General features: G+C 54.1%; 18 protein-coding genes. 10 read left to right on the top strand and 8 right to left on the bottom strand.

The genetic code is table 11. The features are described from left to right. Nucleotides 1-44: 44 nt before the first annotated feature. From BUA15_RS02765 to BUA15_RS02800, 8 genes are all read right to left on the bottom strand, one after another. Nucleotides 45-227: a hypothetical protein gene (locus tag BUA15_RS02765; protein ID WP_072714411.1), complete on the bottom strand. Its 183-nt coding sequence runs from the start codon at nucleotides 225-227 to the stop codon at nucleotides 45-47. 72 nt (nucleotides 228-299) lie between these two features. Then, nucleotides 300-2,471 carry a glycosyltransferase gene (locus BUA15_RS02770; protein WP_072714412.1) on the bottom strand — a complete coding sequence of 724 codons (2,172 nt, stop codon included), beginning with the start codon at nucleotides 2,469-2,471 and terminating at the stop codon, nucleotides 300-302. A 286-nt stretch (nucleotides 2,472-2,757) separates the two neighbouring features. Beyond that, complete coding sequence (locus BUA15_RS02775) at nucleotides 2,758-3,483, bottom strand: class I SAM-dependent methyltransferase (RefSeq protein ID WP_072714413.1); 726 nt, start codon at nucleotides 3,481-3,483, stop codon at nucleotides 2,758-2,760. 21 nt (nucleotides 3,484-3,504) lie between these two features. Further along, nucleotides 3,505-4,485 carry a glycosyltransferase family A protein gene (locus BUA15_RS02780; protein WP_072714414.1) on the bottom strand — a complete coding sequence of 327 codons (981 nt, stop codon included), beginning with the start codon at nucleotides 4,483-4,485 and terminating at the stop codon, nucleotides 3,505-3,507. A 21-nt stretch (nucleotides 4,486-4,506) separates the two neighbouring features. Next, nucleotides 4,507-5,064: an HAD family hydrolase gene (locus BUA15_RS02785; RefSeq protein WP_072714415.1), complete on the bottom strand. Its 558-nt coding sequence runs from the start codon at nucleotides 5,062-5,064 to the stop codon at nucleotides 4,507-4,509. Continuing rightward, a complete protein-coding gene (locus tag BUA15_RS02790; protein ID WP_072714416.1) occupies nucleotides 5,052-6,119 on the bottom strand; it encodes an ATP-grasp domain-containing protein in 1,068 nt (355 codons plus the stop codon). The genes BUA15_RS02785 and BUA15_RS02790 overlap by 13 nt, the downstream gene beginning before the upstream one ends. An 11-nt stretch (nucleotides 6,120-6,130) precedes the next feature. Beyond that, the gene (locus BUA15_RS02795; protein ID WP_072714417.1) at nucleotides 6,131-7,054 is read right to left on the bottom strand and encodes a Gfo/Idh/MocA family protein; all 924 of its coding nucleotides are present in this window, start codon (nucleotides 7,052-7,054) and stop codon (nucleotides 6,131-6,133) included. Nucleotides 7,055-7,119: 65 nt separating this feature from the next. Beyond that, nucleotides 7,120-7,998 (bottom strand): zinc-dependent peptidase, encoded by an 879-nt coding sequence (locus tag BUA15_RS02800; RefSeq protein WP_072714418.1) that lies wholly within the window; start codon nucleotides 7,996-7,998, stop codon nucleotides 7,120-7,122. 171 nt (nucleotides 7,999-8,169) lie between these two features. On the opposite strand from BUA15_RS02800, the gene flgF reads away from it, so the two are divergent. Genes flgF through BUA15_RS02850 form a run of 10 tightly spaced genes read left to right on the top strand, consistent with a single transcriptional unit; the run spans nucleotide 8,170 to nucleotide 16,182 of the window. Then, the gene (flgF, locus tag BUA15_RS02805) at nucleotides 8,170-8,898 is read left to right on the top strand and encodes a flagellar basal-body rod protein FlgF (protein WP_072714419.1); all 729 of its coding nucleotides are present in this window, start codon (nucleotides 8,170-8,172) and stop codon (nucleotides 8,896-8,898) included. An 18-nt stretch (nucleotides 8,899-8,916) separates the two neighbouring features. Further along, a complete protein-coding gene (gene flgG, locus BUA15_RS02810; RefSeq protein ID WP_072714420.1) occupies nucleotides 8,917-9,705 on the top strand; it encodes a flagellar basal-body rod protein FlgG in 789 nt (262 codons plus the stop codon). Beyond that, the gene (gene flgA, locus BUA15_RS02815) at nucleotides 9,705-10,421 is read left to right on the top strand and encodes a flagellar basal body P-ring formation chaperone FlgA (protein ID WP_072714421.1); all 717 of its coding nucleotides are present in this window, start codon (nucleotides 9,705-9,707) and stop codon (nucleotides 10,419-10,421) included. The genes flgG and flgA overlap by 1 nt, the downstream gene beginning before the upstream one ends. 13 nt (nucleotides 10,422-10,434) lie before the next feature. Continuing rightward, entirely contained in the window at nucleotides 10,435-11,016 is a 582-nt protein-coding gene (locus BUA15_RS02820) for a flagellar basal body L-ring protein FlgH (RefSeq protein ID WP_072714422.1), read from the top strand. Between the two features lie 16 nt (nucleotides 11,017-11,032). Next, a complete protein-coding gene (locus tag BUA15_RS02825; RefSeq protein WP_072714423.1) occupies nucleotides 11,033-12,142 on the top strand; it encodes a flagellar basal body P-ring protein FlgI in 1,110 nt (369 codons plus the stop codon). A gap of 5 nt (nucleotides 12,143-12,147) precedes the next feature. Then, on the top strand, nucleotides 12,148-12,495 hold the full coding sequence (locus BUA15_RS02830) for a peptidoglycan hydrolase (RefSeq protein ID WP_072714596.1): 348 nt from the start codon (nucleotides 12,148-12,150) through the stop codon (nucleotides 12,493-12,495). After that, nucleotides 12,492-13,016 (top strand): flagellar export chaperone FlgN, encoded by a 525-nt coding sequence (gene flgN, locus BUA15_RS02835; RefSeq protein ID WP_072714424.1) that lies wholly within the window; start codon nucleotides 12,492-12,494, stop codon nucleotides 13,014-13,016. Before BUA15_RS02830 ends, flgN begins: the two co-directional genes overlap by 4 nt. A gap of 3 nt (nucleotides 13,017-13,019) precedes the next feature. Then, nucleotides 13,020-14,414: a flagellar hook-associated protein FlgK gene (flgK, locus tag BUA15_RS02840; protein WP_072714425.1), complete on the top strand. Its 1,395-nt coding sequence runs from the start codon at nucleotides 13,020-13,022 to the stop codon at nucleotides 14,412-14,414. Nucleotides 14,415-14,428: 14 nt separating this feature from the next. Then, nucleotides 14,429-15,361, top strand: a complete 933-nt coding sequence (gene flgL / locus BUA15_RS02845; RefSeq protein ID WP_072714426.1) for a flagellar hook-associated protein FlgL — start codon at nucleotides 14,429-14,431, stop codon at nucleotides 15,359-15,361. Then, entirely contained in the window at nucleotides 15,358-16,182 is an 825-nt protein-coding gene (locus BUA15_RS02850) for a tetratricopeptide repeat protein (protein ID WP_072714427.1), read from the top strand. Before flgL ends, BUA15_RS02850 begins: the two co-directional genes overlap by 4 nt. Nucleotides 16,183-16,193: the final 11 nt, after the last annotated feature.

Here is a 16,193-nt window from a genome sequence, read left to right on the forward strand (position 1 = left end):
TGCGGTGAAAGGTGGGCCCCTTCTTCGGAAAGTATAGCCAACCCTCAGACGGCACGCAAGCCGGCAAGTCCGGTTCCTGGCAGCTCAAACAACGCGGCTGCACTTCCTGTGGTATCTAACCGCGCCTCTGGCCCCAGTACATAAGCCAGAAACACGAAAAATATGACCGTCAGCACGAACAGTAGCACAAGCGTTACCAGCAGCCAGCGTGGCGTAATTTCAGCCATGGATCTTTGCAACTAAGTGCAGGCAAACTGTTGTCCGTTTTAAATAACCACAATAGCCTGCACTTCGTCAAGTCAGAAGGCGGCAATGAGCACAATATGGTCCCGCAAAGCAGGATACTGTTCCAGGAGACGCTTTGTTGAATCATTCATGGGGCCCAGGCCTTGCGCAAAACAAAACCGCTCTACCTGGAATCCTGCGTCGGTGACCACTTTACTGAGCGTGTACGGAGTAAACCAGAATCGATGGTCGGAATTGACAATTTCCTGATGCTGCTGGGCTGCCTGATAGTTTAGAGCTTTCAGCGCATTGGGGACGGTCAGAATCAGTCGATCAACCAGTTCAGCATATTTCTCGTGGATCTGCTGTAAAAACTGCACGGGATTTCCAATATGTTCCAGGACTTCGCCGAGAATCATATAATCCCAGTGTTCGGCTTGCAGCTCTTCCGGTACTGGATCGGTGAGCACATTGTGTTGCAGGATAGTGTACCCGAACTGACGCGCCACGGCAATGGCTTCTTCGTCGATGTCCACCCCTACGCATCGTCGGGCCACACGAGCCAGCTCGGCATGCAGCCAGCCTCCCTGTCGCAACTTTTGCTCAATCAGGGGCGCGTGATCGGCGCACCCAACGTCCAGAATAGCCCGATCTTTTACAATATTTTTGAGCAACTCATTTCTGTAAATAATAGCCACATTAGGATGGGATATAATAGCTCTAAATCCATTATCAAATTTACTTCCCAAAAGATAGTCTTTCCACTTTGCAACATTTATCCATCCATATTTATCTAATATCACTCTATTTTTATTATCATATTTATTTTCCATTTTATTATTATCTCTCACAGGTTTAATGTTAGATGAGGCATATTCTCTATTCAAAGACAAAACTAAATTGTCAATGGCTTTAATCTGATCTGATTGATTAAAATTTTCAACAATCCAATCTCTATATTTTTTGCTATCATAATTATCAGAATATATAGCTTCCAAAAATTCATCAATATTCCTAAACAACCATTCTCTGGGAAAAATTTTATCAGCTCCAAAAAAATAATGAATCACAGGCTTGATGCCACATGAAGCAGCTTCTAAAACACTATACGGACATCCTTCATGTACACTGGTAGAAATTATAAAATTCTTATCATCTAACCATGTTTCTATATCTTCTACCCATCCTTCCATTATTACATGATCCTGTAAATCCAATTCTCGAATCATGTGATTCCAGTACACCTCAAAGCGACGCTCTTGATGAATGCCGGCTACATACAACCGATAACGCTTATCCCTCTGCACAAGCCGATAAATACATTGAAGAAGGAATGAAGGATTCTTCTTATGATTAATATATCCCACATAAGCTAGATTAAATCCAGGATTTCTATTTTTAAACTGAAATCGATTAATATCCACACCATTTGGAATTACTATTTTCTCTACATGATAGGCTATACGAGGAAAATATTGTTCAAAGAGTTGCTTTATATGAGGCGCAACAAATACTAGCCTGTCGATAAACTCCCAGTTCACTCGCTGGGGTAACTCTGAGAAAACTTCGTAGCTGTGCAACCGGCAGACGACCGCTGCGCGCTTGGTCAAACGATGGCTTGCCTCCACCAGGAGCGAATCACACCACTCAAACCAGACCACATCGGCCCAGTCCAAAGCTTCCTGGACCTGCAACCAGTTAACGCTTTTCGGGAAATGATACACGCGCACGTGATGGCGGCGCGCTAGCTGTTTTTCAATGTCCACAATAAACGTTGTATGGGGCCCGCACACAAACGCTACTTTGCATACCTGCTCCCCCGGTTCCGTTGGTTCTCCCAGATAAATGCCGGGCTGCGCGTTCAGCGTCGCCTCCCATTGCCGGCGGACTTCGCGCGCCAGGTCGCGCTCATATTTGCGTTTCTGTTCACTATCAGGAATGGCTTCCTGATAGCGCACAAACGTCTCAACCGCTAACTCGAACTGATTGTACCGCAGCAGTTGATCGATCAGATTGAAGAAGGCGTTCTCATGGCCGGGATCCACCTGCAAGGCGCGCTCAAAGCATGCTACGGCTCGCTCCAGTTGTCCCAGTTCGGCGTAGGCCAGTCCGGCATCGTTGAGCGCGTAGGGATTGTCGGGCTCTTGCTCCAGTACCGACTCGAAGCGCTGCAGCGCCTGCGGGTAAGCCCCGCGCACGAACAGTTCTTCGCCTTCTAACAGTTGGTTTTTTAGATCGTCGCGCATCGCAGATATTTCGGATATGTGCTGGTTGACTCCGCAGCACCCTTGCTACAAAAGCATTGCCACTTGTGACGGGTCCCTTCAACACCCTCCGAAAGGACAGGGAGCCAGGGCCCGAAGCCTCTGGAAGCCCAGAAAAGTGTTACGAGGGAGATGGGCCGTTGCTATCGGTACGAGAAAAAGTTTTCCGCCGGCACGGCAAAAAATTCATTGATGCTTTAACAACTTCAGCCATACGTTCACTCTACCTCAGCAGAATTAAAATAGATGTATATGGATGTTTAAATGCTTACTTCTTTTTAGCAACACAAAAAATCTCCGCACAATATTCTGGCAATTCATCGCCAATTTTGAATAATGCATCACAATATGAATCACTTAAGGTATCCATCATTGAGTTCGGAAGAGGTTTTAACATAATTCCCTTCATAGCCAAAATTTCAAAATCATTATTTTCTAATTCATGTCTTAATGATCTAAAATCGTAGTATCTTTGGTGGCCTACTTTATAATCTAATGGTCCAAGCTGATCTAGATAGCTGATATAGCCCATTGCCTTTCCAATACGACGATGCAGAGAGGTGGCATTGGGGACAGTCAGAATAAAGCATGAATCAGCATGCATGAGCTGATACACTTTGCTCAGAAAAATGCTTGTATCCATTACATGTTCAAGGACGCCGAAAGCTAATATACAATCAAAAGACTCACTACTCACAAATTCTTCCAACATACACTTTTTAACTTCAACATTTGAATTAGCCAGTCTTTTACTTGACTTCTCAAAAAAAGTATGCGCCGGTTCTAATGCGATCATATGATCAAAATACTTCCTCAATTCCATTGTTGTCCTTCCTTCACCACATCCTATCTCCAGCGCTTTATTTCTTCTTTGAATCAGCGGTAGGGATTCAATAAATCGCAATATACGATATTTTGCCAGTCTGCCATTGAAGCCTGCTTCATAGCTATGAGTCCGGGCAACCTGATCCAATATCGATTGATATGACTTCATTGTTGTATCATTAAACTTGCTTCAAAATATCATTGATCTGCCGATTGTCGATAGCATTTCGACAAACTCATAAGGAAGCATAGCCCGTTGTTCACGTAAATACGACAGCGCCCAGGAAGCCTCATCATCTCGGGGAGTAAAGGAGCATTCTATCAGCAAATCACTTAATAGTATGGCTATCTGCAGTCCTATACCATAAGCTCGTTGGAGAATTTGCCCTCTTCGTAAGATAAGCTTTGCCAGTTCAAATCTTTGGATTCTATGCATTTGCTCCAGATAATATCCTGCAACAATCAGTGCTACCAGATGTACCAAAGCTTTCTCTTTATTGAATTTTTTTCTGTGAGATAAGGTATTTTCATGGATACATCTCATATACTTTCCGTATTTCGTTACATGCATCCTGCGGTGGGGATACATTCCACACAGACGTGCCATGAGCACCAGATCCTCGTTGATTCGAAAAAAGGAATCCGCTAACAAATTTTTAACTTCATCAACTCTAAAAAGAGAACCAGCTACCAGAGCAAATATCTCTCCGGTTTTTACAATAACTTCCAATAATTCTAATCCTGTTTTGTTATGGAATAGATATCGATCATATTGTTTTTTGAAGGCGATATGATTAAATGCTATAACTTCTGGCATTGTAATGCATAATACATTTTCCTGATTTTTCTCTACATTTCTTGCTTCTTCAAGAAAACTATCAAATTCTTCATAATAATCGTCATCGCCACACATCATACAATACGCTGTTTTTACGCGATGCACCCCTTTGCTAACAGCGTGAGCTACACCTTGATGAGGCTGTTCATCAAATACTTTGATTGTCCTACCCGATATCTTACGCTTTAGTTCATTCACTATCTCATCATCACATCCATCACACACCAGATAAACATTCATGTTATCCCATTTTCCATCCTCCATGTTTGCTAGAAAATGATCATTCCGATTGAATGTAGGAATAATCACTGTTATATTTTCTATATTCACCATATCTCACCCTATCTTTATCTATCAGATGCATTGCTCTATATTCACAAATGTAATGCCAGCCTGAAAGGCAGCCAACTGATCCAGTTCTGTATCTCCTACATAAATTGCATTTCTGGGATCTATGTTAAAAAAATGACAGACCTTCAATAACCCTTCTGGACTTGGCTTCCCCGACCACACGTCCTCCTTGCCCACAATATAAGGGGTAATCTCTCTCCAGATCGAGTGATTAAAAATTTGACTCAGTGCAGCGTGGGTATTCGAGGAAACTATTCCAACGGGCCGACTACGCCGCTTACGCAACACTTCATATAAGACAGGATGCACCGACGCCGGATCAAAGGCTGCCGCCTCCTCCTCTGCAATCAGTCGGCACAGCTCCTTGAACGCATCGCCGCCCTTTTCTATGCGCAGACGCCGCAGATTCTTATCAATACCTGCTCCCTCATCCCATACCATGCCCCAACCTTGCGCAGCGCGCGCAAGGCGCTGCTTTAGCGCACGCCAGTCGAGATGCAAACGGGCCACAGTGCCATCAAAATCACAGATTAATAGCGGCACCTCAATCAGGACACGCACGCCTCTTGCCAGTTTACTTCGTGAAATAACCGCGGACGTCGATCAACTCCACGTATCCAGTAAAGACCTTCCGCTACCGGATTGTAAGGAGGAACCTCTGGAATCGACTCACCAAGTGCCAACCGAACATAGTAATAAGGCATGTTACAGCCTGCCGCACTAAAGAAGTTACTTGTCGTAAAGAACCGACCGGGATTGATCTCCGTCACACACGGACATCCAGCCACATTCTCTTTCAAATCGACACAGTAAACGCCATGCGGCTCCGGATCAACCGCCTTCACAGCCTGCGTCGCAATCTCATTCACATCAGCTCGGTGTACCGTGCGGGCAACAGCAGGCGACGAGGATTGTCCACTCGGCATTAAATGTCCCATAAGGTATTCCAGACGCTCCCTCGCCATGGAAGTAACTAACTGCCCTTGATACCATAGACTCTGAAAGGCAAACTCTCGACCAGGTAAAAACTCGGATAACATAAAATGCTCGGGACGCAATCCTTTCATTTCCACCCAATACCGAATCCACCCTTCTGCTTGCCTGCCACTCCGAACAGGAAGTGCAGCCCTGGAGCCTGCTCCATGGATAGCTCGCACCCAGACCAGCCCCTCAGAATGCGATCGAATCTGCTCAAAAGCACGGGACACTTCCGCCAGGGAAGTAATGCGCACAGACTTCGGCACTGGAACGCCCGCTGCTGCCAGCACTTGGTTACACCAGAACTTATCGTGACAAATGCGAATGGCGCTCATAGACGGCAAAAAAATGCGGGCCGGAATTTGCTCTCGATGCGCCGCTAAAAATGCAACTTCTACATCTGGCTGAGGATGCACTAAATCAATTTGCTCTCGCTCAATAATTCGACACAAAACAGATAGATAGGCTGGATCGGTACATCGAGGCACTACGTAACGCGATTCTACCTCGGCACAGGCCAGATGATAAGGATTTATATCAACACCTACGATATAAAAAGGCTCTTCTGCCATTCGAAGCGAATCAATAAAATTGGCTGCAGCTGCACCACCAGCTCCAGTTACCAGAATGCGCTTCATAGATCCACTCGTTAAAGGCTGATTACCTCCTTGAAAGCTTCCGCCTGTAACGCAACTTCCAAAGCACGCAGCCCCTCTTCTCCTGTAACAGGAGGCTCCTGTCCCTGTTTAATCGCTATAAGAAAAGCCTCTATCTGTAATCGAAGCGGCTCTGCCTGATTATTGCCCCCCAGACATAGCTGATCTTTCCCCATGACCATAATCTGTCTCGTGATTAAATTTGATTGTATCAATTTAGTAGAAGTTACAATATGAATCTCTCTGGCCTTATAAGGAGTAATCCAATTGACAGTAAGTTGTGCGCTAATTCCTTTTTCCGTACGCAACAAAATAGAGGCCACATGCTCTCTTCTCAATGAAAAATCAGGTACTACACAAAAAACATCTGATATATCTTGATTTGTTATATAACGTACCAGATCGATATCATGAATAGCTAAATCCACAATAACACTTGTGTCTCTGATGCGAGGTGGACAGGGACCTACGCGAATGATATTTATAGAAAGAATTTCATCTGAACTAACAAGTGATTTGATAGTCTGCACAGCAGGGTTAAAACGCTCAATATGTCCTACCATCAGCTTCCGCCCACAATCTGCAGCTACCTGAATCATCGCTTGCGCTTCAGAAAGGGAAGTCGCTATGGGCTTTTCGACCAGTACATGCATCCCATGCTCCAGAGCGGCAAGTGTAAGCTCCGCATGTAAGGAAGAGGGCACCGCTATACTCACTGCTTCAATACCAGCGTTAAAAAATGCTTCCAGCGAATCAAATGCCTGGCATCCATAGAGGCGCGCACACGCCAGAGCAGCCGACTTATCCACATCATAAATCCCTACTAACATACTCTGGGGCAGAGTCGCATAAATACGAGCGTGATGGCGCCCCATCTTCCCTACCCCAATTACACCTGTGCGAATAGGACAACTCATCCTTTACATTAGTTAACCTGTTTATCATTGCCAATCGAAAGGCCTACAAATGCATTGCCAGCGAATTATTGCTCCGCCTTGTTTCTCCCAGGATGACGTGGATCTAGATTAAAAAATGCCCGAAGTGCCGCGAAAAGCTCTGCATGACGATAAGCCAGGAGCTCCGGTCGCTCGAAAAAGTTTTCCACCGCCACGGCAAAAAATTCGGCCGCATTCGTCGCGGCATACGGCCGCAGCAACGAACGTCCTTGCCTCACCTTCACCATCTCCTGCCGGATAAGGCGTCGCCAGGCCTCCGCCGAAGTCGGATCTAAGAGGGTCGGCATCCCATCAGCATCCAGATTCCCAAAGTCGAACACGTGCGCCAGCTCGTGCAGCACCACATTGCTCCCATCATGGGGCACCGCCCACCCCTCCTGGACGGCTTTCACCGACAGAATAATCGGCCCCTGCGCATGCGCCATCCCATCAAACGCCCCGGCCGCATCTTCATAATAGTCTTCGTCAAACCGATCGGCATAAAACAAAAACGTGCGCTGCGCAGGCCATTCCCAGTCAGGCCGGCCATGCAGCAACAGCGCAGCGCCAGCCGCAACCGCCAGCCGAAGCTCGTCGGTCACCGCCACCCCCACACCTTCAAACCGCTGCTCGGCCAGGAAAAACTGGACGTCCCGTTCAAAGCGGCGGCGCCCCTGCGCATCAAGCTGCCGGTAGAAAGGCACATGCACTTCCAGCCAGCGACGCCAGGACGCTGGAAAAGGACGGCGCGCCAGACGCCAGCGCCGAAGCGGCTTTCGGATTCCCATAAGCAGCACGCCGAATCCTACCAGCACCCCGGGCCAGCCTCCAACACCAGCCCGCAGGCCTACCAACGCTGCCAGGCTGCCCAGCACCAGCGCCAGAATCCCATAAAACCACACCGTAACTGGTCGCACAATTCGCATAGTATCGCCTTCCCTGGCCCAAACTCAAGGAAAAGTTGCCCGTTTGACTGGAAAATTATGCCTCTCTCAGGCCAGGCATGTTCGGTAAACGCGCCTGTCCCCCCGGCAACCTCCTTGGCAACCCTTTTGCCAGGCATATAAGTCGGTCCTCGAAGCCATCCTACCTGCCCCATGTTGTTGCGTCTTCAGAATGCGGCCGCCTCCATGACCGAGGCCATCCGCCAACAGGAACGCCTCGCAAATAACCTGGCCAACGTGAACACGGCCGGTTTCAAACAAGCACGACTTTTCGTGGAAGCACTGAACGAGCGCCTCGACGCCGAACGCGCTCCCCGGAGCGACCGCCGCCTCACTCAGTGGAATGATATGACGCAGGGAGCGCTTGAGCATACCGGTAATCCCCTGGACGTGGCTATTGAAGGCGACGGGTTCTTTGTCGTGATTGACGAGACAACCGGCGCAGCCTTCTACACGCGCGCCGGCCAGTTCCGGCTGGACGCGGAAGGGTACCTGCGCACCCTCGATGGACTGCTGGTCGAAGGCGAGGAGGGTCCCATTCAGCTCTTGCCCCATGAACGCACCCGCTCGCTTTCCATCAGTCAAGATGGCGTGCTCCGCGCAGACGAACGTGAAGTAGCCCGCCTGCGCATTGTACAATTTGCTCGGCCGGAGGCGCTGCAACGCGTAGCCGGTGCTCGCTTCACGGCACCAGACCAGGAACCCCAGCCTGTCGAAGCCCCGCGCCTGCGCCCCGGCTTTCTTGAAAGCAGCAACGTAAACCCGGTGCTCGCCATGACAGAAATGATCGAGCACTTTCATCGCTTTGAAACCCAGCAAAAGATTATCCAGACCACTGACCAGCTACTGGGACAGATTATTCGGAATCTCGGGAAGTTCTAAACCATTCCGCGTGCGCTTATGTTACGGGCACTCCGCACAGCTGCTCTGGGCATGAACGCCCAGCAAACCAACGTTGACAACATCGCCCATAATCTAGCCAACGCAAACACAACGGGCTTTAAAAGCGCCCGCGTCGTCTTTCAGGATCTGCTTTACCAGACTGTTCAGACGCCCGGCCAGGAAGAAGCAGAAGGCCTGACGCCGCCGGCTTCGCTGCAGCTCGGAAGCGGCGTAGCGGTCGTTGCCACCGTGCGTCAGTTCACGCAAGGCAGCCTGGTAGAAACCGGCAACGCACTGGACCTGGCAATCAACGGGGACGGATTTTTCCAGATACGACGGCCAGACGGCTCCATCGTTTACACCCGGGATGGCACGTTCACGCTGAACGCCGACGGAACGTTTGTCACGCAAACAGGCCTCCCGCTGGAGCCAGAACTGAGCGTTCCTCCCGATACGGTTGAGATTCATATCAGCCAGGACGGCGTGGTATCTGTCCGGCTGCAAGGTGAAACGGAACGCATCGAGATTGGCCAGCTCGAACTGGCACGCTTTCCCAATCCGGCCGGCCTGCGCGCTCTGGGCGGCAACCTCTATGAGCAGACGGAAGCCAGTGGCTTTCCCATTCTGGGCACTCCGGGTGAAGAAGGCTTCGGAACGGTCAAGCAGGGTTTTCTGGAAGCGGCCAACGTCGATGTGGTGCAAGAAATGGTCAATCTGATTACCGCCCAGCGGGCTTACGAGATCAACTCCAAAATGGTCTCTACCACCGAAGAAATGCTGCAAACGGCCAGCCAGATGAAGCGGTAATGATGCGGCTGCTGTGGATCATCGGACTGCTGCAATGGCTTGGAGTCCCTCACCCGACTCCCGAGCCGCTGGAGGTGCGGCTCCAGCGCGCCATTGATTCGCTGCTGGCCGAAACGTTTCCTGCTCTGGCTGCCCACCTCAAACCGCGCCTGCTGCGCTATCAGCCTGTAGCTGCCGGCCAAATTCGCATGCAGCTACCTTCCACAGTCGATGATCCCACGGGCCCTCTGCAGGTTGAACTCTGGACCCCTGATAATCGGGGAACGTGGCGCAAGGCAGGATGGGCCCTGTTTTACGTGGCCCGTTACGACTCTGTGGTTGTCGCTCGCCAGGCGCTCCAGCGCGGTGAACCGGTTGATCCAACGGCCCTGACAATTGTCTGGCAGGAAATTACTCGCCTTCGCACCCCTCCGCTGACTCCTACGCGGCTACGCCAGTTGCAACAGCAGGGCGTCCTGCTGGCGGCTCGCTCGGTAGCTGCGGGCCAGATCCTGCGCGCCACTGATCTACGCCCTCCCTATGCGGTCCAGACAGGCGACACGGTCTGGATGCGCTACCGCCGAGGCACCCTCCTGCTGCGGCTCCGCTGCCAGGCCCGCGCTTCCGGGTTCATTGGCGACGTGATTGAACTATACGCCCCCCAGACCCAGGCCACCTATCGGGGACGCATCGTAGCGCCCGGCCTGGTTGAATGGATTGCCACCCTCCAACCCTAAGCGTTACCAGCCCATGCGTACGCTGCTGTTGCTAAGCCTGCTGTTGCTGCCCGGCCTGTCGGCTGCTGCACAACCTTCGCTGTACGCCGACTTCCGCGCAGTGCGCCCGGGCGATATCATCACCATCATTCTTGCTGAGCGCACCGCGGCGCAACGCGAAAGCAACTATGAACACCTGGCCAATGCTAAGGTAGGGGGAACCGGTGCGGTCAGCGGTACGCTGGGCGGACGCTTCAGCGCCGACGCCACGTTCGTGCGTGAAAGCAAGGCCAACAATGAAACCATTCAGCGCGACCTGCTGGAAGGAACCGTCACAGCGCTGGTGGTTGGCATCGATTCCACGACAGGCAACCTGTTCATCGAAGGGGAACGAAAGCTCAACATTAACGGCGTCACCCACCTCATGCGCATTTCTGGCGTTGTGCGTCCCTACGACGTCCGCCATGACAACACGGTGTTTTCCTACCAGATTGCTAATGCCCGGATCGAATACCGACAGAGCGGTCTGCCCCGTAAGTTCTTCCGCCCAGGTCTGTTAACCCGCCTGGGCGCCCTGGCGCTGATTGGTGCCGCCATTGCCCTTGGCGTTCAGTAAATGAGCGGTAAGCGCCATGCGTCATTGGATCTGGATCGGATTACTGTTTGCCGCCTTCCTGCCCGCGCAGGGGCAGGACGCTGGCCAGGCGCGTCTGAAGGACCTGGTCACCATAGAGGGAGCCGCCCCCCTTCAGCTCATTGGCTATGGCCTGGTGGTGGGGCTGGACCGCACCGGCGACCGCGCTCGCGGTCAGCGTGGCGCTCCTTACACCGTGCAAAGCATCGCCAATATGCTGCGTCGCTTTGGCATCACAGTCGATCCCAACCTGCTGCGCGCGCGCAACGCAGCCGCCGTCATGGTTACTGCCACGCTGGACCCATTTGCAGCGCCAGGTACACGTCTGGACGTTACTGTCTCTGCCCTTGGCGACGCGCGGTCGCTTTCCGGCGGGGTTTTGCTACAGACGCCCCTGCAGGACCCCACGACCGGTCAGGTGTACGCAATTGCCCAGGGCCCCATCTCAACGGGAGCAGTCCTCGCTTCCAGCTTCGGCTCCTCTGTCCAGATCAACCATACCAATACAGGCCGCGTGCCCGGTGGCGGCGTGGTCATTGCCACGCCTCCGGTTACGCTCAGCGGGCCCCAACTGGGCCTGGTGCTTAAACGTCCAGATTTTACGAACGCCACGCGCATTGCCGAAGCGATCAATGGGCGCTTCCCCAACGCAGCCGAAGTGGTTCACGCCGGCCTGGTGCGCATCAACGTACCGGACGGCATGGACAATCCAGCCCAACTGCTGGCTGAGCTGGAGCCATTGACCATCGCGGTTGATATCCCGGCTCGCGTTGTAATCAACGAGCGAACAGGGACCATCGTGGCCGGTGGCAACGTGCGCATCAGCGAGGTGATGATCACCTATGGCAGCCTGGTTATCTCCACACAGGCCGAGCCATTCGTAGCCCAGCCGCCACCCTTGAGCCAGGGAGAAACGGTAACGGGCGCGCGCGCCACCATCGACGTGCAGGAAGAAGTAGCCCGCTCGGTTGTGCTGGGCCCTAATGCCAACGTAGCCCAACTGGCTGCTGCCCTGAACGAGCTCGGCCTGACTGCCCGCGATATCATCGCCATCTTCCAGGCTATCGAACGAGCTGGTGCCCTCCAAGGTGAACTCATCATCCTATGAATAACATGCCCCAGAACATCCAACACCTTCTCGGTCCTACCGGCGCCAGTGCCCTGCTGGGCGCGCGGCGCCCTCATACCCCGGAAGAGGCGGCACGCCAGTTTGAAGAGCTCCTGCTCCGCCAGTTCGTGCAGGTTATGACCCGCAACCTCTTTCGCGAATCGTTGACCGGAGACGAAGCACCCGGCTGGCTCAGCACCTACCGCGATGCCCAACGGGACGCACTAACAGATGTGCTGGCCCGCCATTTAGCTGAGCAGGGACGCCTGGGCATTGCAGAATTGCTACTGCGCCAGTGGCAGCAGTCCGGTTACCTCCCTCCTTCAGATAACGAACCGGAGTCGAATCCATGAACATTCCGCATAACCTTTTGCAGCAGTTTATTGAGACCATCGAAGCCGAGCTGCAATTGCTGGGGCAGCTCGAACAGAGCTTTGAAGCGCAGTTAGACGCGCTGCGACGCCATGAGCACGAAGCCCTGGAGCAGGCTGCCATGACTACCAGCGAACTGGTAACCCGGCTTGAACGCCTGCAACAGAAGCGAGCCGGCAAAGGGCGTCTGCTGCGCCGCATGCTGCGTCTGGAGCTTTCCGCCCCCACCGAACAGCTACTGGCCGCTCTTGAAGCCCACCCGGAAAGCCGTCCAGCCGCTCACGCGCTCCGGCAACTACAGCAGAAGCTTCAAGAGCGACTCCGCCAGACTCGCCAACGCTGTGAAACGCTTGAGTTTTCGCTGAAATACGCGATACAAATAGGACAGGAGCTGCTGGAACTCCTACAGCTCCTGGACCAGCCTGCCAGTCGTGTATATACCCCCACCGGACAAACCCGGCAGGCCTGCCCCCAACGATCTGTCGTCAATCGCCTGGGTTGATCCATGAGCCTGAACCAACTGTTTAGCCTGACGCGCCGCTCCTTTCAGACGATCCAGGCGGCGATGAATACCATCGGCCAAAACGTGGCCAACGCCAACACCGAGGGCTACGCGCGCCGGCGCGTTACGCTCCAGGCCGTTAACATTCGCGACGTCGGCCTTTATACCGCCCTTCCTCCCCGCTCGGCCACCGGCATGGGCGTCTCGGTAGCCGCCTACGAACGCCTGCGCGATCACCTGCTTGACGTGGCGGCCTGGGAGGCTCGCGCCAGTCTGGGGGCCTCCGACGAAGAAACCCGCATCTTGCAGGTGCTGGAAGGCATGCTGGCCGCCGACAGTGAATCGGGACTACCCGCCCTGCTCAATGACTTCTGGAATCGCTGGACCGACCTTGCGAACCACCCCACCGACACCGGTGTCCGTGAAGCGCTACGCGGACAGGCCCAGACGCTCGTTGACACGTTCCGTCGGTTGGCTCGCAACCTCGAAACCCTCACCACGCAAACCACAGATGCCCTGCGCGACGCTGTCGATCAGGCCAACAGTCTGCTTCAGGAGCTTGCCTCGCTTAACGCTACCATCCAGGCAGCCCGCCAGAAAGGCAATCCCGACTTAGTGGCCGAAGACCGCCGCGATCAACTGGTTCACGAACTGGCCGAACTGCTCCCCGTCCAGGTCCAAACGCTCGACGATGGCTCCTATCAGCTTACGGTCAACGGCATGGCCCTCGTGCAGGGCGATCAGGTCATGCCGCTCACCCTGAATCTGAGTGGCTCCACCCCTACCCTAACGTTTGGCAACACAGGCATTGCCTTCCAGACGAAGGAAGGCCAGGACGGACGCATTGGGGCGCAGCTTCGCCTGCTTACGAATACAATCCCCGACGTGCGACAACGCCTTGACACCCTGGCCGCCACCTTAGTCAACGAAATCAACAATCGCCATACAACCGGGTATGGACTGGACGGAGGGACCGGCCGCCCCTTCTTTGATCCAGCCGGTACCACTGCTGCCACCATTGCCCTGTCATCGGATGTGCTGAATGATAGTCGGGTTATTGCGGCCTCCGGCGATCCTACCGCACCGGGCGACAACAGCGTCGCCCTGCAGATCGCCGGGCTGCGCGACGCGCTGCTGTTCAACGGTGGCACTGAAACCGCCGAGACCTATGCAATCAACCTGGCTGCAGGCATCGGAACCGCCGCCAAAGACGCTACAAGCCGCCTGGAACGCTCCCGAGCCACTGTTGACCACCTGGACGCCCTCCAGCAGGGCGTTATGGGAGTGTCGCTCGACGAAGAGCTGACCAACATGATTCGTTTTCAGCAGGCCTATGCCGCCACCGCCCGCGTGCTGGACACCGCCCGCACCATGATGGACACGCTGCTAAACCTTTAAACGCGTAGCTGGCTATGAATTCGTTGCACGTTGCGTTTACCCGCCAGCAGAGCCTCTACCAGCTCCTGGCTGAGCGCCAGATTCAGGAACGTCGCCTGGAGCTGGCCCGCCTCCAGGAGCAGATGGCAACGGGCCGCCGCGTTAACCGCCCTTCTGACGATCCCAGCGCCTATGCAACGAGTCAGGCGCTGCGCCAACTGGCGCAGCGCTACGACCAGCACGAGCGTACGCTGGCACTCGGGCGCGCCTGGCTGGCAGCCACGGAAGACGCACTGGCCACTCTCGTCGATCTGTTTAACAGCGCCTACGAAGAAGGTTTGCGGATGGCCACGGAGACGGCCGCAACAGCCGACCGCGCTACCACCGCCAACGTGCTCGAAAAACGCCTGCAGGCCGTGCTCGACCAACTCAACGCGCGCCATAACGGGGAATATCTATTTGCCGGCACCCGCACCACAACGCAGCCTTTCCAGCTCAGCGGCGCTACTGTCGTCTACAACGGCAACAACCAGACGCGCCTCCAGGAAATTCTGCCCGGCCTGCAAATCGCTCTCAATTTACCCGGCAACGAGGTCTGGGAAATTGATGAAAACGGCGATGGCACTCCGGACTTTACCCTGACCGAAGCCTGGCAAGACCTGATCAATGCGCTACGTGCGGACGACACCAACCAGATCCAGGCTGCTATGGCACGCCTGGACGCTGCCCGCAATCATTTGCTCGACCGCATCGCGCAGGTAGGCGAAATCACCCGACGACTATCCATGGCTGAAACAGAGCTGCAAGATGCGCGCCTGCGCTTAGAAACGCAACGCAGTCAGTTGGAAGACGCTGACTTTGCAGAGGTCGCGGTCAAACTCCAACGCAACCAGCTCAGTCTGGAAGCGACCCTCCAGGTAACCTCCCGCCTGTTGCAAACCAGCCTGTTGAATTATCTGGCACCATGATGCACGGATCGTTTCTGGAAAACTTTCAGCTTCCGCTTCCCGCCTTTAACCGGATGGAGCACGTAGATGAGCGGCTCCGCCCGCTCTGGGCGGCGGTTAAGCGGAAGGAACCGCGACGGGTGCTGGCGCAAGCCGCTTCTATGCTGACGTTGCCGGAAATGGCAGCGGCTGAAATACGGGCTGGCCTGCTCAACGCCCTGGGCGCTGCTCGCCTGCAGCTTCGCCACTACGAAGCGGCCGAGCGCATGCTGCGGCTGTCGCTGGCAGCCCTACCGCACCAGTGGATCGCACCACGCCTGCTGGCACACCTCTATGAGGTGCAGCGTCAGTACGAGCCAGCCTACACCCTACTGGACCAGCTAAAAGCGCAGCCTGCAGAGGTACCCTGGGACGAGCCGCTTGCCGAAACGGACTGGCACCTGGGCCTGGCCGCACTGGCCTGGCGCCTGCGCCGCTGGTCCGTCGTTGCCGCCCATGTACGGGCAGCTTTTCCGATAGCTGACCAGATGCCACCGGCGCTGCAGGCTGACCTGCTACGACTGGCTTTTTACCAGGGACGCCCTGCTGAAGCGCTTGCCATGGCCCAACACCTGCTTCAGCAGCAGTCCGACGAGCAGGCGGTCGATGTGCTCCTGCAGACCTTTGTGCAGCAGGGCTGGAAACAGGAAGCATGCATCCTCTACCGGCAGGCCTACCATCGCTATCCAGAAAGCGAACGCTTCCGCCGGCGCCTGATCGCCCTGTGTTTGCAAACAGGGGCCGTCGAAGAAGCCCGCCGGCTAGCTCGCCTGGGCGCGCTCTCCCTGGATGTCGAACTGTAACCTACCCGGGC

The sequence above is a fragment of the Rhodothermus profundi genome (assembly GCF_900142415.1).
Taxonomy (GTDB): domain Bacteria; phylum Bacteroidota; class Rhodothermia; order Rhodothermales; family Rhodothermaceae; genus Rhodothermus; species Rhodothermus profundi.